Below are 19,828 nucleotides of genomic sequence, written 5' to 3'. Positions count from 1 at the left end.
GCCAAGATGAGAGCACGCTATGGCTGACGTAACATTGGTCGACATCGAGAAGACCTTCCGTGGCAAGACCACGGTGATCCCCAACCTCAACCTGCGCATCGAGGACGGCTCCTTCACCGTGCTGGTGGGTCCCTCCGGCTGCGGCAAGTCGACCCTGCTGCGCATGATCGCCGGGCTCGAAACGGTGACCCGCGGCGCGATTTCCATCGGCGGGCGCGATGTCACCACCGCCGAGCCCAGCGAGCGCAACATCGCCATGGTGTTCCAGTCCTATGCGCTCTATCCGCACATGACGGTGGCGCGCAACATCGACTTCGGCATGCGCCTGGCCAAGGTGCCCGCCGAGGAGCGCAAGGCAAAGGTGGCCGAAGCGGCGCGTCTGCTCAACCTGGAAGAGCTGCTCGAGCGCAAGCCGGCCGAGCTCTCCGGCGGCCAGCGCCAGCGCGTGGCCATTGGTCGCGCCATCGTGCGCAACCCCGGGGTATTCCTGTTCGACGAACCGCTCTCCAACCTCGATGCGGCGCTGCGCAATCGCATGCGCGTGGAGCTGGCCGAGCTGCACCAGCGGCTCGACGCTACCATGATCTACGTCACCCACGATCAGGTCGAGGCGATGACCCTGGCCGACTGCATCGTGGTGATGAACGCCGGGCAGATCGAACAGGTCGGCACGCCGATGAATCTCTACCAGCGGCCCGAGACGCTGTTCGTGGCCGGCTTCATCGGCTCGCCGAAGATGAATCTGATCGAAGGCGACGTGGCCAAGGCCCATGGCGCCACCACGCTGGGCATTCGCCCGGAACACCTCGAGGTGAGCCGCGAAGCGGGGGAGTGGCGCACCAGGGTGAGGGTGGTCGAGATGCTCGGTGCCGACGCCTTTGCCTATGTCGACAGCGATGCCACCGGCCCGCTCACCGTACGTCTACCCGGCGATGCCGAGGTGCGCAGCGGTGACATTCTCTACCTGACGCCGCGTTACGAGCTGCTGCACGCTTTTGGCCTCGATGGGCGACGACTGCCGGACGAGGCCCTGGCCAGGCCTCGGGCCAGCATGGCTTGAGCCGGGAGAGAGTAGTGCAATGACGACGATCACTCTCGACAACGGCAGGCTGCGGCTGGTGGTCAACCCGCTGGTCGGCGGCTCCGTGGTGCGCTACGACAGGCTCACCGAGCACGGCCCCGAGCCGCTGATGCGCCCGGGCAGCGACACCGAGCGCGACCCCAACCGGCTGGCCATGTATCCGCTGGTGCCGTGGTCCAACCGTATCGGCGGGGGCGGCTTCACCTGGCAGGGTCACTACTACCCGCTAGCGGCCAATCTGGAAGGTGAATCCCTGCCGATCCACGGCGACGGCTGGCAGAGGGCATGGCGGGTGGAGTGGCAAGCACAGCACGAACTGCGCCTGACGCTGCGCTCGTATGAGCAGCCGCCGTTCGATTACCGGGCGGAGCTCACTTATCGCCTGGTGGATGACACCCTCGAGGTGACCCTCGCCGTGACCCATCTGGGAGAAACACCGGCTCCCTATGGCCTGGGCCTGCATCCCTGGTTCCCGCGCAGCGCCGAGGTACGTCTCGAGGCTATCGCCGAGGGCGTGTGGGAGGTCGACGCCGACCAGTTACCCACCGAGTGGCACCGGCTCGAAGCGATCGAGAGCTGGAATTTCTCGCGAGGCAAGAGGCTGCCGAGCGGCAGGATCGACAACCTCTTCACCGGTTGGAATGGCCGTGCCGAGCTGCATTGGCCCGAGCGCGGCGTGACGCTCGAGGTGTGTGCCGATACCTCGCGCTACCTGGTGTTCTCGCCGGGCGAGCAGGCGGATTTCTTCTGCTTCGAGCCGGTTTCCCACGAGGTTGACGCGCACCGCCGTAGCGATCCGCAGCGCCAAGGGATAGTTGAGCTGTGCACCGGGGAGTCTCTTTCGATGCGCTGCCGTTTCCGCTGCCGCGCCAGCTAAATCCACCCCTATCGATATCAAGGAGCTATCTACCGTCACATTCCGACCACTTAGTTCAAAGAAATTACCAATAACAAGCCATACCGATGCAATCATTCTCGAGGAGCACAACAATGAAAACGCCACGACACTCAGCATACTCCCTGGCCCGTCTGGGGCTAATCGGGCTTGGCTGCCTTGCTTTAGGCACCGCCCAGGCTCAGGAAGACTTTATCTCAGGCATTGATTTCACCGGCTATGCTCGGTCCGGCGTCGGCAACACCGCAGGCGGCGGCGACCAGGCCTGCTTTCGAGCCAGCGGCGCGGGAGCCAAGTATCGCCTGGGCAACGAGTGTGAGACCTATGCCGAGCTGGGCCTGGGTGCCACTCTGTTCGAAGAGGGCGACAGGTCGTTCTATTTCAACAGCATGGTGGGGTACTTCACGAATCAGCTGAACGACTCCGAGGATACCGAGGTCTCCCTCCGGCAGCTGTACGTGCAGGGCAACAACGTGGTCGACGCCTTGCCCGGCGCCACCCTGTGGGCGGGTAAGCGCTTCTACCGCCGCCACGACATACACATCAACGACTTCTTCTACTGGGACTCCACCGGCCCCGGTGGCGGTATCGAGAACATCGACGTGGGTACCGGCAGGCTGCATTTGGCGTGGATGCGCGCCACCGGCACCGACGACACGGAATATCCCGATGCCGACAACCGTATCTCCAACGACACCCTGGACATCCGCTGGTCGGACATTCCCGTCAATCCCGGCGGCAGCCTGGTGCTGGGCTACAACTACGGTCGCGCCCAGCTCAGCGAAGCCCAGGAGGCGTATTACCAGGGCAGCGAGGCCAAGCGGGGCCACATGGTGACCCTGCAGCATGAGCAGAGCAATTGGTTCGGCGGCACCAACAAGCTGGCGCTGCAGTATGCCACCGACGGCATCATCAACGCCGGCACCGGCCAGGGGCGCATGAATGCCGGGGTCTCTCCGGACGTGCCCGGTGGCGAGATGTGGCGCGTGATCAATCACGGCAACGTCTGGCTCGCGCCCGACAGGTTCGACTTGCTGTATGCCGCCATCTATGAGGAGAAGCGTTTCGACGACGACTCCGGGGCCACCTGGATGTCGGTCGGCGTTCGCCCGACCTACTACTGGACCGGCAATCTCAGCACGGCTGTGGAGATAGGCCATGACTACGTCGATCCCGAGAACGGCGATCCCAGCCGCCGCTTGACCAAGGCCACCCTGGCGCAGCAGTGGTCGGCAGGCGTGGGTGGTTTCGCGCGACCGGTGATTCGCGCTTTCGTCACCTATGCAGACTGGAACGGCGACGCTTTCCTGGCGGATCGTACCAGCCGCTCCATCGATGCGGGCGCGGCGGGCGACGCCATCAACATCGACGACAGCGACGGTGTGACCTTTGGCCTCCAGATGGACGTGTGGTGGTAACGCGCACCAGGACACCCTTCATCGCGGGGTTTCCTCCCCTTGGCGCCCGCACGGGCGCCCTTTTTGCGGAGTACGTGTGATGCAGGAACGCAAGGTAATGAGCCGCTCGGCCTATATCTTCATGATCTGCTGTATCGCTGCCATCGGCGGCTTCTTGTTCGGCTTCGACAGTGGCGTCATCAACGGCACGGTCGACGGCCTGCAGGCCGCCTTCGGTTCCGACAGTGTGGGCACCGGCTTCAACGTCGCTTCGATGCTGCTCGGCTGTGCCGTGGGTGCCTTCTTTGCCGGACGCCTGGCGGATCGCTTCGGTCGCCGCACGCTGCTGATCGTGGCAGCGGTGTTCTTCCTCGTCAGCGCCTGGGGCTCGGGCGTTGCCGGAAGCTCCATGGAGTTCGTCTTCTATCGGGTCCTGGGCGGTATGGCGGTAGGGGCGGCCAGCGTGATGACCCCGGCCTATATCAGCGAAGTGGCGCCTGCCGCCTATCGCGGGCGGCTCGCTACCATCCAGCAGGTAGCGATCATCTCGGGGCTGTTCGTGGCCTTTCTCAGCAACTACGTGCTGGCCCATGTATCGGGCTCGGCCATGGCCGAGCTGTGGCTGGGCTTCGCCACCTGGCGCTGGATGTTCTGGATCGAGCTGCTGCCGGCGGCGGTGTTCCTGCTGGCGCTGCTGTTCATTCCCGAGAGCCCGCGCTACCTGATCAGCAGCGGTAAACAGGGTGAGGCGCGCCGCGTGCTGGGCCTGGTGATGCCCGAGGGCGAGGTGAGCGCCAAGATGGCGGAGATCGATGCGACCCTGGCTCGCGATCACAAGCCGCGTCTGCGCGACGTACTCGACCGTACCACCGGCAAGGTGCACGGCATCGTCTGGGTGGGCATCGGGCTGGCCGTGTTCCAGCAGCTGGTGGGCATCAACGTGGTGTTCTACTACGGCGCCGTGTTGTGGCAGTCGGTGGGCTTCTCCGAGGCCGATGCGCTGCTGATCAACGTCATCTCGGGAGCGGTAAGCATTGGCGCCTGCCTGCTCGCCATCGCCCTGATCGACAAGATCGGGCGCAAGCCGCTGCTGTGGGCGGGCTCGGTGGGCATGGCCCTGACCCTGGCCTGCATGGCCTTCGCCTTCTCCACGGCGACCCTGGTCGATGGCCGCCTGCGCCTCGGCGACGACATGGGTGTGTTCGCCCTGCTGGCGGCCAATGCCTACGTGTTCTTCTTCAACGTCTCCTGGGGCCCGGTGATGTGGGTGATGCTCGGCGAGATGTTCCCTAACCAGATGCGCGGCTCGGGCCTGGCCATCGCCGGGCTGTTCCAGTGGCTGGCCAACTTCGGCATCACCATGACCTTTCCCATCATGCTGGCCACGATCGGCCTGGCCGGTGCCTACGGCTTCTACGCCCTGTGCGCGGTGATATCGGTGTTCTTCGTGTTGCGCCTGGTCAAGGAGACGCGGGGCAAGGAGCTCGAAGAGATGGCTTACGAGTGAGCGGGGCAAACGCTCGCTGAATGACGACGAATAAAAAGGAGCAATATTATGTCGCTTTCACGACGTCGGTTTCTGCAGAGCAGCGTCGCCCTGGCCGGTCTTGCCCAACTCAAGGGAGTGGCCATGGCGCGTGCACTCGAGACGACCGGGCTCAAGCAGGTATTCCAGGATGACTTCTTGATCGGCACGGCCATCAGCAACCGCACGCTGGCCACCCGCGATCAGACGTTGCTCGACATCATCGCCCATGAGTTCAATGCCATCACCGCCGAGAACTGCATGAAGTCCGGTGAGATCCAGCCAGCCCAGGGCGAATGGGACTGGGAACTGGCCGACCGCTTCGTGGCGTTCGGGCGTGAGCAGGACATGACGCTGGTCGGCCATGCTCTGGTGTGGCACTCCCAGACGCCTGACGATCTGTTCGTCCATACCGATGGACGGCAGGTGTCGCGTGCCGAGCTCGAGCGCCGTATGGAGACCCATATCGCTACCCTGATGGAGCGTTACCGGGGCCAGGTGCCTATCTGGGACGTGGTCAACGAGGCGATCGATGAGGATCGGGGCTGGCGGCGCAGCCCCTGGTTTGAGATCTTCGGCGGCGCTGACTACATGGAAAGGGCCTTTCACCTGGCGCACGAGATCGACCCCAGGGCGCAATTGCTCTACAACGATTACAACATGCACGATCCGGGGAAACGCGAGTTCCTGGTCGAGGTGTTACGCGACTATCGTCGGCGGGGCGTACCGATACAGGGTGTCGGCCTGCAGGGGCATGTGGGGCTCGACTTTCCCGACCTCGTGGAGTTCGAGCGCAGTATCGAAGCCTATGCGGCTGAGGGCATGCGCATCCACATCACCGAGATGGAGGTCGATGTGCTGCCGGTCGCCTGGGAGCACACTGGAGCTGATATTGCCACGGACTTCGATTATGCCGATGAGCTCGACCCCTTCACCGAGGGCTTGCCGGCGGAGGTCGAGGCACGGCTCACCGAGCGCTATGTCGAAATGTTCGAGCTCTTTCTGCGCCATCGCGACAAGATCGACCGCGTCAGTACCTGGGGAACCTACGATGCCGAGTCCTGGAAGAACGACTTCCCGGTGCGGGGGCGTACCAACTACCCGCTGCTGTTCGACCGCCAGCGGCGGCGCAAGCCCGCCTATCACGCGGTGGCGGCACTGGGCGGATGATTCCTGAAGCATTAGGGTTGTCATCACGCATACGAGTTCCAGGCTGCGGCCCGGCAATTTAAGGATCATTGACATGACCCAACGCAAGATCACGCCCGACCAGCTTCGCTCGCGCTGGTGGTTCGACAACCCCGAATCGCCCGGCACCACGGCGCTGTGCATCGAGCGCTACATGAACTACGGCATCACGCTGGAGGAGCTCGCCGGCGGCAAGCCGATCATCGGCATCTGCCAGTCGGGCTCCGACCTGACGCCGTGCAACCGCCACCACATCGAGCTGGTCAAGCGGGTCAAGGAGGGCATTCGTGCCGCCGGCGGGGTGCCGTTCGAGTTCCCGCTACACCCGATCCACGAGAACGCGCGGCGGCCCACCGCCGCGCTGGATCGCAACCTGGCCTACCTGGGCCTGGTCGAGGTGCTGCACGGCTACCCGCTCGACGGCGTGGTGCTTACCACCGGCTGCGACAAGACGACCCCGGCGAGCCTGATGGCGGCGGCCACGGTCAACATTCCCGCCATCGTGCTTTCTGGTGGGCCGATGCTCAACGGCTGGCGCGGTCCTGATCGGGTCGGCTCCGGTACCATCATCTGGGAGCTGCGCAAGCGTCTCGCGGCGGGTGACATCGATTACGCCGAGTTCCTCGCCCGGGCCACCGATTCGGCGCCCTCGGTGGGGCACTGCAACACCATGGGTACCGCTTCGACCATGAACTCCATGGCCGAGGCGCTGGGCATGAGCCTGCCCGGCTCGGCAATGATTCCCGCGCCCTACAAGGAGCGCGCCATGGTGGCCTACGACACCGGCGCGCGTATCGTCGACATGGTGTGGGAAGATCTGCGACCCAGCGACATTCTCACCCGCCAGGCGTTCGAGAATGCCATCGTGGTGTGCTCGGCGCTGGGCGGCTCCTCCAACGCGCCGATCCATATCAACGCCATCGCCCGTCACTCGGGCATCGAACTGACCAATGACGACTGGCAGGCGCTGGGCCATGCCATCCCGCTGCTGGCCAACGTGATGCCCGCCGGGGCCTACCTTTCCGAGGAATTCTACCGTGCCGGCGGCGTGCCGGCGGTGGTCTGCGAACTGCTCAGCACCGGCAAGCTCCACGGCGAAGTCCTTACCGTCAATGGCCGCATGCTGGCCGACAACGTGGCGGGCTGCGAGACCCGCGACCCCGAGGTGATCCGCCGCTACGACAATCCGCTGGTCGAGCATGCCGGCTTCCTCAACCTCAAGGGCAACCTGTTCGATTCGGCGCTGATGAAGACCAGCGTGATCTCCGCCGACTTCCGCGCGCGCTTCCTCTCCAACCCCGACGATCCCAACGCCTTCGAGGGCAAGGTGGTGGTGTTCGACGGCTCGGAGGACTACCACGCGCGTATCGACGACCCGGCCCTGGACATCGACGAGCGCACCATTCTGGTGATGCGCGGGGCCGGTCCGGTGGGCCACCCCGGCGGCGCCGAGGTGGTCAACATGCAGCCCCCCGAAGCGCTGATCAAGCGTGGCATCGAGTCGCTGCCGTGCCTGGGCGACGGGCGCCAGTCGGGTACCTCCGGTTCGCCGTCGATCCTCAACGCGGCCCCCGAGGCGGCCACCGGCGGCGGCCTGGCGCTGCTCGAGGACGGTGATCGCCTGCGCGTCGATCTGAATCGCGGCGAAGTGCGCCTGCTGGTCGAGGACGCCGAGATCGAGGCGCGCCGCGAGCGTCTGCAGAGCCAGGGCGGCTACCGCTATCCCGGCCACCAGACGCCGTGGCAGGAGATCCAGCGCACCTTGGTCGAACCGCTGGATCGCGGCATGACGCTGGAGGGAGCCACCAAGTACCGTGACGTGGCACGTCGCACCCCCCCGCGGGACAACCATTGAGGCCAAAAGGGAATTCACCGAGCGAACGGAGACGAGCGATGCAAGACGGTGTGATCGAAGTGGCGGTGAAGCTCGACATGAGCCTGGGCGAGAGCCCGGTGTGGTCGGTGGCTCGCCAGACCCTCTACTGGACCGACATCAACAACGGCCACGTCTATGCCTGGCGTCCGCAGGAGGGTGGGGCGCCGACGCGCGCCGAGCTGGGCGAGAAGGTGGGCTGCGTGGCCCTCGACGAGACAGGGCTGGTGGCCGCTGCGGCCTCGGGCATCCTGCGCCTGCCCGAAAATGGCGAGCCCGAGCGGCTGGCCAACAACCCGGAGTGGGTGAAAGAACGACGGCAGGCGGGGCAGGGCAACCGCTTCAACGACGGTCGCTGCGACCCCGCCGGGCGCCTGTGGGTGGGCACCATCGATGCCGACGAGTCGAGCCCCAGCGCGGCGCTCTACTGTCTCGACAAGGGTGAACTCAGCCGTCGCCTGACGGGCCTTGGTATCTCCAACGGCCTGGCCTTCAGCCCCGACCGGCGCTGGCTCTACCACACCGACTCGCTGAGCCGGCGCATCCTGCGCTACCCTTTCGACGTTGAAAGCGGCACCTTGGGCGAGGGCGAGACCTGGGTCGACCTGGAAAGGCTGGGACTGCCCGGCGTGCCCGACGGTGCAGCGGTGGACAGCGAGGGCTGCTACTGGAGCGCGCTATACGACGGCGGGCGCATCGTGCGCTTCTCGCCCGAGGGCGAACTGGTGGCGGAGCACCCGGTGCCGTGCCCGCACCCGACCATGGTGGCCTTCGGTGGGGCCGATCTGTGCACGCTCTACATCACCACTGCCACCCAGCACCTGGACGCCGAGGGCAAGGCGCGCTGGCCGCAGGCCGGCAGCTTGCTGCAGATGAGAACCGGCGTGGCGGGGATTGCCGAGCCCGGCTTCAAGGGCTAGTCCCTCACCGGCTGCTATGACTCCGCGTGCGAGTTGGTCGGCGCTTTGTTGCAATTTGTATTAGCGGGGTTGGAGAAGATAGTTAGCGTCCTCATAAAGGCAGGGAAGGTCAATTTCGTTCGCCAAAGGAGTCGGCAAATGTCGCAAACCACGCTATTCACCCCGCTTCATCTGGGTGACCTGAATCTCCCCAATCGCGTGATCATGGCCCCGCTGACCCGCTCGCGCACCCCGGACAGCGTGCCCGGTAAGTTGCAGCAGATCTACTACGGCCAGCGTGCCGGTTCGGGGCTGATCATCAGCGAGGCCACCAATATTTCCCCCACCGCTCGCGGTTACGTCTACACGCCGGGCATCTGGACCGACGAGCAGGAAGCCGGCTGGAAGGGCGTGGTCGAGGCCGTGCATGCAAAGGGCGGTCGTATGGCGCTGCAGCTGTGGCATGTGGGGCGCGTCTCCCACGAGATGGTTCAGCCCGACGGTCAGCCGCCCGTAGCGCCCAGCGCCCTAAAGGGAGAAGGCGCCGAGTGCTTCGTCGAGTTCGAGGACGGCAGTGCAGGGCCACACCCCACCAGTACGCCGCGGGCGCTGGAGACTCATGAGATCCCCGGCATCGTCGAGGACTACCGCCAGGCCGCCGTGCGTGCCAAGCGCGCCGGGTTCGACATGGTCGAAGTGCACGCTGCCAACGCCTACCTGCTCAACCAGTTTCTGGCGACCGGTACCAACCGGCGTACCGATCAGTACGGTGGTTCCCTCGAGAATCGCGCGCGTTTCCCGCTGGAGGTGATCGATGCGGTTGCCGAAGTGTTCGACCCTGCACGAGTCGGCGTTCGCCTGACCCCGTTCATCGAGTTGTTCGGCCTTACCGACGACGAGCCCGAGGAGATGGCCTACTACCTGGCCGAGCAGTTCTCCAAGCGTGGTTTGGCCTACATCCATCTCAACGAACCCAACTGGGCCGGTGGCAGCATTACCTTCCCCGAGGGCTTCCGCCAGGGGATGCGTCAACGCTTCCGCGGTGCGTTGATTTACTGCGGCAACTACGATGGCGAGCGTGCACGCCGGCGCCTGGAAGATGGTACTGCCGACGCCGTGGCTTTCGGCCGTTCCTTCCTCGCCAACCCCGACCTGCCCGAGCGGCTGCGTGTGGGTGCCAAGCTCAATGAGCCCGATTCGAGCACCTTCTACGGCGGTGCCGAAAAAGGCTACACCGACTATCCCTTCCTGAATAACGGCCACGACCGCCTGGGCTAGCCAGCGCGGGCGGCGGCTCTGTTGCTACTGGCCGAGCCGCTGCCCCAGCGCCTGCATGAAGCGCGTGCCCGCCGCGAGCTGTTCGATCTCGATGTATTCGTCGGGCTGGTGGGCCTGGCGAATGCTGCCGGGACCGCAGATCACGGTGGGCAGCCCCACGCGCTGGAACTGGCCGGCCTCGGTGGCGTAGGCGACCGCGCCGCTGGGCTGTTCGCCGAGCAGCTCGCGGCACAGGTCGAGTACTGCGACATTGTTGTCATCGGCCAGTGCCGGCACCGTGAGGTTGAGTGCCTCGGTGACGATGCTCGTCTCGGGGGCGCGGCGCTGCATCTCGGCCTCCAGTTCGGCGGCATAGGCATTCACGCGTTCGAACAGCTCCTCGAAGCGGTCTCTGGGCAGGTGGCGAATCTCCCACTCGAAGGTGCACTCCCGGGCCATGATGTTGATCGCGGTACCGCCGGCGATCTTGCCCACGTGCAGGCTGGAGTGGGCGACGTTGAAGGCTTCATCGATGCGCCCCTCGGCGCGCAGCTCGGCCATGACATCTTCGATCTTCGTCACCAGCCGTGCGGCTACGTGGATTGCCGACACGCCCTGGTCGATCTGGCTGGAGTGCGAGGCGCGACCGGTCACGGTGGTACGCAGGTTGGTGGCGCCCTTGTGAGCCACCACCGGTTGCATCAAGGTCGGTTCGCCGACGATCACTGCGGCCGGGCGTGGGTGGTCGGCCATCAGCCGCTCGATCATGCGCGGCGCGCCGATGCAGCCCACTTCCTCGTCGTAGGAGAGCGCCAGGTAGATCGGCTTGTCCAGGCCGCGCTTCAGCCACTCGGGCAGTTCGGCCAGGGCGCAGGCGATGAAGCCCTTCATGTCGCAGGTGCCGCGTCCGTAAAGCTTGCCGTCGCCCTTGTCGACCAGAGTGAACGGGTCGGTGGACCAGGGTTGGCCGTCGACCGGCACCACGTCGGTATGCCCCGAGAGCACCACACCGCCCTGTACGTCAGGCCCGATGCGCGCTAGCAGGTTGGCCTTCCTGCCGTCGTCGCTTTCCACCCGCCAATGCTCGACCCCGTGCTCGTCGAGGTAGCTCTCGACGAAGGCGATCAGATCGAGGTTGGAATCGCGGGAAACGGTGGCAAAGCCAACCAGGCGTTCGAGCATCTCGGCGGCGGTCATGATTCTCTCCTTCAGGGTATTGCCTGAAGCCTATCACGCTAGTGGCGAGCGAGCAGAGCGCCTGCTGTCATGAGGGCTTATCAGGCCCTGCGCTGGTGCAGCCGACGCTCCAGTTGTTCCAAAAGGGTGGTCTCACCTCGCAGCCACGGACCGAGCAGGCGCATGGAGAGCGGAATGAACAGGAACACCATTAGCGGGGTCAGCGCCAACGTGCTGAACATGACCTTGGGTAACAAAGGCAAGTGCACAAGAAAAGGGCCTGCAAGCCACTGGAACGCAAGTGATACCGGAAAGAAGGCCAGCCAGATGGCAATCGCCTGCTTCCAGCGCGGCGGCGTCTTGCCGGTGGCCTCCTGGAACCATCCATCGAGGCCAATGGCGCGGTGAGCATGCGGTGCCTCATAAAGGCCTCGTCCGCGAGCAAGCCAGGCTCGACGCGAGGCGGAGTGCTCCCAGGCGGCCATCGTCTCGGCGTCCTTGAAGCGAAAGATGAGCTGATATTCATCGTCACCGGGTGGAGGGGCTAGCACGCCGGAGCCCAGGTAGCCGGTGAAGTCGGCTGCCAGCTCGCGGCCCTCTTCGAGCCAGGCGATGAAATCGAGGTAACGCCCACTCGCCACGCGGCGCGCCACCATCAGAGTGACAGGGGAGGATGACATTGTGTATCTCCTTGGCTTATGGCTCGGCGCCCGGGTAGGGGCCGATATCACTCGAGCCGGGTAGGCCCTCATGAATTTATAGCAAGAAGTATACCATGCTTGATCTTTCCGCTACTGAAGGCGTCGGTTTGTAGGCAAATGTTCGGCGAAGGGAGGCTCGAGTCATCATCAGAAAGAGGCAAAAGCAATGACTCGACATGTTTTCATTGATTGTGACTATCGATCCGGTGCATAAAAACAAGTCCCTTCTAATTTATCTTGCCTGGTATACCTATCTTCACGTTGATGGCTGGCAAGGAAACATGCGCCTCGGGAAACCTCTCGGCAACAAAGAGGTGGCAGTGCAGGCCGGTGATGAGCCGGGCCTCACTACGGCAAGACTCCATCAGCTCAACGATTTTGCACTTGATACAACACAGCGCGTCACCGAAGGGAGAGCATCATGGATAAAAAAGTCGACAGCAGCGCGGGCAAATGCCCCGTCATGCATGGGTCACGCACCAAGCGTGGAGATACCGGCAACTCCAATCAGGATTGGTGGCCCAACCAACTGAATCTCGGCATTCTTCACCAGCATGCTCCCAAGTCCAATCCGCTGGGCGAGGCGTTCGACTACGCCGAGGCGTTCAAGTCCCTCGATCTTGCCGCCGTCAAGCAGGACCTCGAAGCGCTGATGACCGACTCCCAGGAGTGGTGGCCGGCGGACTACGGCCATTATGGCCCCTTCTTCATCCGTATGGCCTGGCACAGCGCCGGCACCTATCGTGTGGGCGACGGGCGTGGCGGTGCCGGCAGCGGCTCGCAGCGCTTCGCGCCGCTCAACAGCTGGCCCGATAACGGCAACCTGGACAAGGCGCGGCGCCTGCTGTGGCCGATCAAGCAGAAGTATGGGAACAAGCTCTCCTGGGCCGACCTCTACATTCTGGCGGGCAACGTCGCGCTGGAATCCATGGGCTTAAAGACCTTCGGCTTCGCCGGCGGACGTGAAGACGTCTACCAGCCGGAAGAGGATATCTACTGGGGCGCCGAGGACGAGTGGCTGGCCGACAGCGGACATGCCAAGAGCCGCTATTCCGGCGAGCGCGATCTCGAGAACCCGCTGGCCGCGGTGCAGATGGGCCTGATCTACGTCAACCCGGAAGGGCCGGATGGCAACCCGGACCCGCTGGCCTCGGCCAAGGACATCCGTGAAACCTTCGCCCGCATGGCGATGAACGACTACGAGACCGTGGCGCTGACCGCCGGTGGCCACACCTTCGGCAAGACCCATGGCGCCGGCGATCCGGTCAATGTGGGCCCCGAGCCGGAGGCCGCGCCCATGGAAGAGATGGGCTTCGGCTGGAAGAGCCGCTACAAGAGTGGCAAGGGCCGCGACACCATCACCAGCGGCCTGGAAGGCGCCTGGACCCCGACGCCGACGAAGTGGGACATGAGCTACTTCGACGTGCTGTTCGGCTACGAGTGGGAGCTGACCACGAGCCCAGCAGGCGCCAAGCAGTGGGTGCCCAAGAACCTGGCCGAGAAGGACATGGCACCGGATGCCGAAGATGCCTCGAAGCGTGTAGGCATCATGATGTCCACCGCCGACATGGCGATGCGCGAGGATCCGGAATACCGCAAGATCTCCGAGCACTTCCACAACAACCCGGACGAGTTCGCCGATGCCTTCGCCCGCGCCTGGTTCAAGCTGACCCACCGCGACATGGGGCCGAAGGCGCGCTACCTGGGCCCGGAAGTGCCGGCCGAAGAGCTGATCTGGCAGGATCCGGTGCCCGCCGTGGACCATGAGCTGATCGATGTTCAGGACATCGCCAGCCTCAAGAGCAAGATTCTCGGCTCGGGCCTGAGCGTTGCCGAGCTGGTGTATACCGCCTGGTCTTCGGCTTCCACCTACCGCGGCTCCGACATGCGCGGCGGGGCCAACGGAGCGCGCATTCGCCTGGCGCCGCAGAAAGATTGGGAAGCCAACCAGCCGGAGCAACTGGCCAAGGTGCTGACGACGTTGGAGAGCATTCAGAACGACTTCAACGCCACCCAATCGGGCAACAAGAAGGTATCGCTTGCCGACCTGATCGTGCTGGGCGGTGCCGCTGCCATCGAGAAGGCAGCCAGGGGTGCCGGCCACGATATCGAGGTGCCGTTCACGCCGGGCCGCGCCGACGCCAGCGAGGCGCAGACCGACGCTGAGTCCTTCGAGTGGCTGCGCCCCGAAGCCGATGGTTTCCGCAACTACCGCCGCGCTCGCTTCACCGTCTCCGACGAGGAGATGCTGATCGACAAGGCCCAGCTGCTGGGGCTCAGCGCGCCGCAGATGAGCGTGCTGGTGGGCGGGCTGCGGGTGCTCGAGGCCAACTACGGCAACTCGCGCCACGGCGTGTTCACCGAGCGCCCCGGGACGTTGACCAATGACTTCTTCGTCAACTTGGTCGACATGGGCACCCAGTGGCAGCCCGCCTCGGTGGATGCCGACGTGTTCGAAGGCCGCGACCGCAAGAGCGGCGAAGTGAAGTGGACCGGTACTCGGGTGGACCTGGTGTTCGGCTCCAACTCGCAGCTGCGCGCCATCGCCGAGATCTATGCCCAGGACGATGCCAAGGAGAAGTTCGTCAGCGACTTCATCGCCGCCTGGAACAAGGTAATGAACGCGGATCGCTTCGACCTGGTGTGATCCAGCGAGCTAGCGAGAAGAGAGAGGCGCCCCGGCAACGGGGCGTTTTTTCTCATTGGCCAATGCTCGGCTAACGAGGGTTCAACGTTCTTGGGCAGGCCTTCCTCAAGAAAGCAGGCTCGCTGCCGAAGATCAGTTCATGACGACACTGACCCTTCTCATTTTCGATCCACATGCCCTGGATGCCGTGCAGGGGGAACATCACCTCCCTTTGGTACTGGTCTCTTGGGCGATCGCGCTGGCGGCCTCCTATGCCGGCCTGGATCTGATCAAACTGGTCAGTAAAGCCAAGCACGCTGGCTGGCGCAGGCTCTGGTTGCTCGCTGGGGCCGGCATCATGGGATTGGGCGTATGGAGCATGCACTTCACCGGTATGCATGCCTATCGGCTTGCCTTCCCCGTGCAGCATGACCCGATCCTGACGCTCTTATCCATCGTGCCCGCCGTGGCGGGGAGCCTGGCGGCCATCTTGCTACTTTCGCGTGAGACGTCAACTCACCGAGAGCTGATGCTGGCCGGCATCAGCCTGGGGCTGGGGATCGGCATGATGCACTATGTCGGCATGGCCGCCATGCATATGCCGGCATCGCTTTATCATGAATTCTGGCTGTTCCTCCTGTCGCTATTCGTGGCCGTCGGTCTCGGCGTCGCTAGCGCCTATGCGTATCGCCTATGCCGCCAGGAGTGGGGTATGCGACGCGCCAAGACCTGCGCCTTCATCAGCGCCTTGTTCGTTTCCCTGGCCATCTGCAGCATGCACTATGTGGCCATGGGGGCTGCCTGGTTCGTCCCCCACCCAGGCGCGGCTTCGCTGCCGCCAATGGCGGAATCGCACTGGATGATCTATCTCATTGGCGGCTGTGTCGTTCTGGTCGCCTTGCTGACTGTGGTGGCGACACAGGCCCAGCGCCGTCTGCACCTCAGCGAGCAGCATGAACACATGACCCGCACGCGACTGCTGGAGGTGATCTCCGCGCTTCGCGACGGTGTCGCGCTCTTCGACGGCAAGGGACGTGTGCGGCTCAGCAATGCCGCGCTCGAGCAGCTGCTGGGGTGGGAGGTCGAGCAGAGTATCGGCAAGTCGGTGTGGAAGCTGGGCTTCGCGGTCAATAGCCGGGAACTGAGAGACATCATCAGGCAAGCGCTGGAGCAACAGGGAGAATGGAATGGCCTGATCGAAGCTCAGCATGAGAATGGCTGGCGCTTTCCCGCCTGGCTCAGCGTCAGCAGGGTGATCTATGCCGATAGCAATGAGCGGGACTATGTGGCGTTGATCTCCGATCGCTCCGCTGAACAGGAGGCTCAGCAGCGGATACGCTACCTCGCCTACCATGACACCCTGACCGAGTTACCCAATCGGCGTGCCCTGCAGGAGCGGTTGAATGGGTGTGAACGTCATCTGGGTAGCGGAACGGCCTTGTCGCTGTTGGTGCTGTTCGACATCGACCGTTTCAAGATCCTCAACGACAGCTTGGGTCAGGACATCGGCGATGAGCTGCTGCGCCAACTGGCGACACGTCTGCGCCAATGGGCTAATGACGATCTTCATGTCGCTCGTCTGGACGGCAACGAGTTCGCTCTGCTGGCGCGCTTGAGTGCCACCCACAGGTCGGCCGCCGGGCGTGAAGCGCGCGGGCTTACCGAACGTGTGCTGGCGTCACTCTCCGCCGATTATCTTCTGCACGGCCATACCTACCCCTGCCGACTCAGTGTCGGCATGCTGGTGTTCGATCCTTACATGGGTACGACTCCGGCAATGCTGTTCAAGCGTGCCGGTCTGGCGCTCCTCGAGGCCAAGCGACAGCGCGATGCGGTTCCTCAGCTGTTTTCTCCGGAGCTGGAGCAGGAGCGGGAGGCGAGGCTTACGCTCGAGCGTGAGCTGCGACATGCCATCGACAACGGTGAGTTGCGATTGCATCTCCAGCCCCAGGTCGATGCCGACCGGCACGTCATCGGTGCAGAAGCGCTGGTGCGTTGGCAGCATCCAGCTCGGGGCTTCGTCTCGCCAGGGGAGTTCATTCCGCTGGCGGAAGAGAGCGGGTTGATCCTGCCCTTGGGCAGTTGGGTCCTTCAGGAGGGCTGCCGTCTCTTGGGGGAGTGGCGGCGCCGTTCCGAATTCAGCGATCTCAAGCTCTCCCTGAACGTCAGCGTGCGTCAGTTCCAGCAGCCCGACTTCGTCGACCAGGTGCTCACGGCAATCTATCGTCACTCGGCGGCACCGGGCAGTCTGACTCTCGAGCTCACCGAGTCGCTGCTGCTCAAGGATCCGGAAGGTACCATCGAAAAGATGTTGCTGCTGCGTCGCATAGGCGTCAGCTTCGCGTTGGACGACTTCGGCACCGGCTACTCTTCCATGGTCTATCTCAAGGCACTGCCTCTGGATACCTTGAAGATCGACATTGCCTTCGTCCGTGACCTTAGCCATGACACCCAATCCACCCCCATTGCCGCAGCCATCGTGGCCCTGGCTCAGAGTCTGGAGCTAGGCGTCATCGCCGAGGGCGTCGAAACCGAGACACAGCGCGCCGTGCTTGCCGGGTTGGGTTGCCACCAATACCAAGGCTACCTGTTCGGCCGACCGCTGCCGGTCGAGGAGTTCCAACCTACACCGGTTGCCCAGAGAGAGGCGCCGCCGGCCGCGTAGTTGTGGTACTGGTTCCTAAGGAGCTGACGTGTCCATGCCATCGACATGTCGCCGTGACATGTTCACGAAATGCGTTTTTCTCGACATGTCCCCGGAGCGTGTCGATGGCGTCGACATGTCTCGAGAACATGTTTAAAAAAGTCGCTTTCTTCGACACATTCTCTGGATATGTCGATGCCATCGACATATGCTGACAACGTGTCGATTTTTTGGGAAAAAATGAACATGAGCTGGCGCCCCGACCAACCCTATAACGGCTTGCCGCCGTTGCCACCTGCCGAGGAGCTCGAGACGCCGGCCGTCCTGAAGGCCTGCATTCCGGCTCGGGCGGCGCTTGCGGAGTTGAAGCAGGCGGGCGAGCTGCTGCCCAACCAGGGCCTGCTCATCAACCTGCTGCCCCTGCTGGAAGCCCGCGATAGCTCCGAGATCGAGAATATCGTCACCACCACCGACAGGCTCTTCCAGTTCGCCCAGGAAGACACCCACGCCGATCCTGCCACCAAGGAGGCACTGCGCTATCGCACCGCGCTGAGCCATGGCTACCGTGAGCTGGCCAGGCGGCCTCTGTGCACCAATACAGCGGTGGAGATCTGCAGTACCATCAAGGGCGTGGATATGGAGATCCGCCGGGTGCCTGGCACCACCCTGGCCAACCAGGCCACCGGCGAAGTGATCTATACCCCGCCAATGGGAGAGGCGGCCCTGCGTGAGCTGCTGGCGAACTGGGAGCGCTATCTCCACATGGAGGATGGTGTCGACCCCTTGATCAAGATGGCGGTGGCCCACTACCAGTTCGAGGCGATCCACCCCTTTACCGACGGCAACGGGCGGACGGGTAGGGTGTTGAATATCCTCTACCTGATCGAGCAGCGGCTGCTGTCGCTGCCGATCCTCTACCTCAGTCGCTACATCGTGCTTCACAAGCCCGACTACTATCGCCTGCTGCTGACCGTGACACTCGAGGGCCAGTGGCAAGAGTGGCTGCTCTACATGCTCAAGGCCGTCGAGTGCACGGCCCGCTGGACCACCGACAAGATCGCGGCAACCCGCGAGCTGATCGAAGATACGACACGCCATATCCAGCAACAGCTGCCCAAGGTCTACAGCCATGAGCTGGTACAGGTGATCTTCGAGCAGCCCTACTGCCGTATCAACAATCTGGTGGAGCGGGACATCGCCAAGCGGCAGACCGCCTCGGGCTATCTGCAGCAGCTGTGCGAGATCGATGTGCTCAATGAGATCCGCGCCGGGCGCGAAAAGCTGTTCGTACATCCCAAGCTGGTTCGCCTGATGACCGAAGACAGCAATGAGGTCGTGCCTTATCCGGCGTCGTGATGCCGCTGATTCAAATAGTGACGCGGCTTATTTTAATTTCAGCCTTAAATTCAAATAAGGCTGGCTTTGCCGGCCTCGAGCGGAACACGACATGCCCAGTGTTTTCTGAAAGAGTCAGATCAGCTGTCTGTATGCTGTAATCAGTCTTCGAACTCTGGAGAGTGACATGCTCAACCGTTCCGCCCTGCTGCTGCGCTATAAGACTCCTGCCGTGCAGTGGATCAACGACGCTGACCCCGCGCCGGGCAGCACTCCAATCACCGCAGCAGAGGTCAATCGCGATCGCACCGTCTATCTGGTCGGCGATGAGGTAGCCGAATCACCCGAGGAGGTGTGGCGGTGGGTCAAGGTCAACTGACGCAACCTGTTCGAGTCGGAACTGGAGGAGTGGTACACCGATCCGGCTCTGTGGCCGAAGCGTAACGCTTCGATGAGTGGTTCGAGGTCGAGTGCCACAGCGTGATGATCGATACGCTGGGAACGTCCATTTTCGACGATGAGGCGTCAGATTGATCAGCGAGGTCCCATGAAGCCCTTTTCCATACTGATGATTCGCCTGCTGGGTCTCTATCTCTTCCTGAAGACTCTGTTCTCGGTGCTGCCGGCGCTGTTCATCCCGAATGTCGGTGAGTTCTGGACCGGAGAAATGCTACCGGCATTGATCGCCACGGTGATGGTGCCGATGCTGGGCGGCGGTGCTCTCGTGACGCTCTACCGCAGGATCAAGTACCTGGGGGCGGATCGGTAGCGATCTTCAGTAGTGATACCGCAACTGCGCGATCAGCTGTGCATACCACCTGACCCTGGTCATCTTCCAGTTGGGCGATGGACTCGAGCAGGCGGCAGGCGTTCTTCGGCGAGTGCAGCAGATAAGCGGTTTCCTGAAGGCGCAATGCCACTGTGCCAGCCGGCCAGTTCAGACCTTTGCTGTCATGGCGGCGTGCCGATTACCCGGTCCAGCTCCCGGTTGAATTCTGCAGGTTTGGCCATGTGCAGGAAGTGGTCGGTGCCTTCTACGATCACGGCATCGAATTCGGGTAGCAGCTGCCGGTTGGCTTCGATATCGGTCGGCCACAGGTCGGCATTGATGGCCACCACCGGTACTGTCAGCGCTTCGAAGTGCTGCGCTGCCTCGCCCTCGGCATGCCGGGTAAACATGTCTTGCATGGCACTGGTAGCCACCTGAGGCGGCGCTGCCGCCATGTCCTGC

At 63.5% G+C, this 19,828-nt stretch carries 16 protein-coding genes; 13 read left to right on the top strand and 3 right to left on the bottom strand.

All coding sequences use genetic code 11. From position 1 onward, the window contains the following. Positions 1-19: 19 nt before the first annotated feature. The 8 genes from B8115_RS18885 to B8115_RS18850 all read left to right on the top strand — a co-directional run bounded on the left by B8115_RS18885 (position 20) and on the right by B8115_RS18850 (position 10,136). Positions 20-1,060, top strand: coding sequence for an ABC transporter ATP-binding protein (locus B8115_RS18885; RefSeq protein ID WP_010629410.1), 1,041 nt, complete (start codon positions 20-22; stop codon positions 1,058-1,060). 19 nt (positions 1,061-1,079) lie between these two features. Next, entirely contained in the window at positions 1,080-1,958 is an 879-nt protein-coding gene (locus B8115_RS18880; protein ID WP_010629409.1) for an aldose 1-epimerase, read from the top strand. 113 nt (positions 1,959-2,071) lie between these two features. Next, positions 2,072-3,394: a maltoporin gene (locus B8115_RS18875; protein ID WP_010629408.1), complete on the top strand. Its 1,323-nt coding sequence runs from the start codon at positions 2,072-2,074 to the stop codon at positions 3,392-3,394. A gap of 79 nt (positions 3,395-3,473) precedes the next feature. After that, a complete protein-coding gene (locus tag B8115_RS18870) occupies positions 3,474-4,880 on the top strand; it encodes a sugar porter family MFS transporter (protein WP_010629407.1) in 1,407 nt (468 codons plus the stop codon). A gap of 48 nt (positions 4,881-4,928) precedes the next feature. After that, positions 4,929-6,068 (top strand): endo-1,4-beta-xylanase, encoded by a 1,140-nt coding sequence (locus B8115_RS18865; RefSeq protein ID WP_010629406.1) that lies wholly within the window; start codon positions 4,929-4,931, stop codon positions 6,066-6,068. Between the two features lie 73 nt (positions 6,069-6,141). Next, positions 6,142-7,941 carry an IlvD/Edd family dehydratase gene (locus B8115_RS18860; protein ID WP_010629405.1) on the top strand — a complete coding sequence of 600 codons (1,800 nt, stop codon included), beginning with the start codon at positions 6,142-6,144 and terminating at the stop codon, positions 7,939-7,941. A gap of 38 nt (positions 7,942-7,979) precedes the next feature. Further along, complete coding sequence (locus B8115_RS18855) at positions 7,980-8,879, top strand: SMP-30/gluconolactonase/LRE family protein (protein WP_010629404.1); 900 nt, start codon at positions 7,980-7,982, stop codon at positions 8,877-8,879. Between the two features lie 138 nt (positions 8,880-9,017). Next, positions 9,018-10,136: an alkene reductase gene (locus B8115_RS18850; protein WP_010629403.1), complete on the top strand. Its 1,119-nt coding sequence runs from the start codon at positions 9,018-9,020 to the stop codon at positions 10,134-10,136. Positions 10,137-10,160: 24 nt separating this feature from the next. Here B8115_RS18850 and argE read toward each other — a convergent pair whose 3' ends face one another. Beyond that, entirely contained in the window at positions 10,161-11,312 is a 1,152-nt protein-coding gene (gene argE, locus B8115_RS18845) for an acetylornithine deacetylase (protein WP_010629402.1), read from the bottom strand. 80 nt (positions 11,313-11,392) lie between these two features. Then, positions 11,393-11,971 carry an antibiotic biosynthesis monooxygenase gene (locus B8115_RS18840; RefSeq protein WP_010629401.1) on the bottom strand — a complete coding sequence of 193 codons (579 nt, stop codon included), beginning with the start codon at positions 11,969-11,971 and terminating at the stop codon, positions 11,393-11,395. 442 nt (positions 11,972-12,413) lie between these two features. Between B8115_RS18840 and katG the strand changes: the two genes are divergently transcribed. The 5 genes from katG to B8115_RS18815 all read left to right on the top strand — a co-directional run bounded on the left by katG (position 12,414) and on the right by B8115_RS18815 (position 19,366). Further along, on the top strand, positions 12,414-14,639 hold the full coding sequence (gene katG / locus B8115_RS18835) for a catalase/peroxidase HPI (protein ID WP_010629400.1): 2,226 nt from the start codon (positions 12,414-12,416) through the stop codon (positions 14,637-14,639). 139 nt (positions 14,640-14,778) lie between these two features. After that, on the top strand, positions 14,779-17,283 hold the full coding sequence (locus B8115_RS18830) for an EAL domain-containing protein (protein WP_010629399.1): 2,505 nt from the start codon (positions 14,779-14,781) through the stop codon (positions 17,281-17,283). Between the two features lie 225 nt (positions 17,284-17,508). Next, positions 17,509-18,618 carry a protein adenylyltransferase Fic gene (gene fic, locus B8115_RS18825; RefSeq protein WP_010629398.1) on the top strand — a complete coding sequence of 370 codons (1,110 nt, stop codon included), beginning with the start codon at positions 17,509-17,511 and terminating at the stop codon, positions 18,616-18,618. Positions 18,619-18,784: 166 nt separating this feature from the next. Beyond that, positions 18,785-18,976 carry a hypothetical protein gene (locus B8115_RS23830; RefSeq protein ID WP_010629397.1) on the top strand — a complete coding sequence of 64 codons (192 nt, stop codon included), beginning with the start codon at positions 18,785-18,787 and terminating at the stop codon, positions 18,974-18,976. A 168-nt stretch (positions 18,977-19,144) separates the two neighbouring features. Next, a complete protein-coding gene (locus B8115_RS18815; protein ID WP_010629396.1) occupies positions 19,145-19,366 on the top strand; it encodes a hypothetical protein in 222 nt (73 codons plus the stop codon). A gap of 182 nt (positions 19,367-19,548) precedes the next feature. On the opposite strand, the gene B8115_RS18810 is transcribed toward B8115_RS18815, so the two are convergent. Further along, positions 19,549-19,828, bottom strand: a 280-nt coding sequence (locus tag B8115_RS18810; protein WP_010629395.1) for an alpha/beta fold hydrolase, incomplete at its 5' end; no start/stop codon positions are given.

It is taken from the genome of Halomonas sp. KM-1 (assembly GCF_000246875.1).
Lineage (GTDB): Bacteria > Pseudomonadota > Gammaproteobacteria > Pseudomonadales > Halomonadaceae > Halomonas > Halomonas aerodenitrificans.
This window is presented reverse-complemented; position numbering and strand designations above follow the sequence as displayed.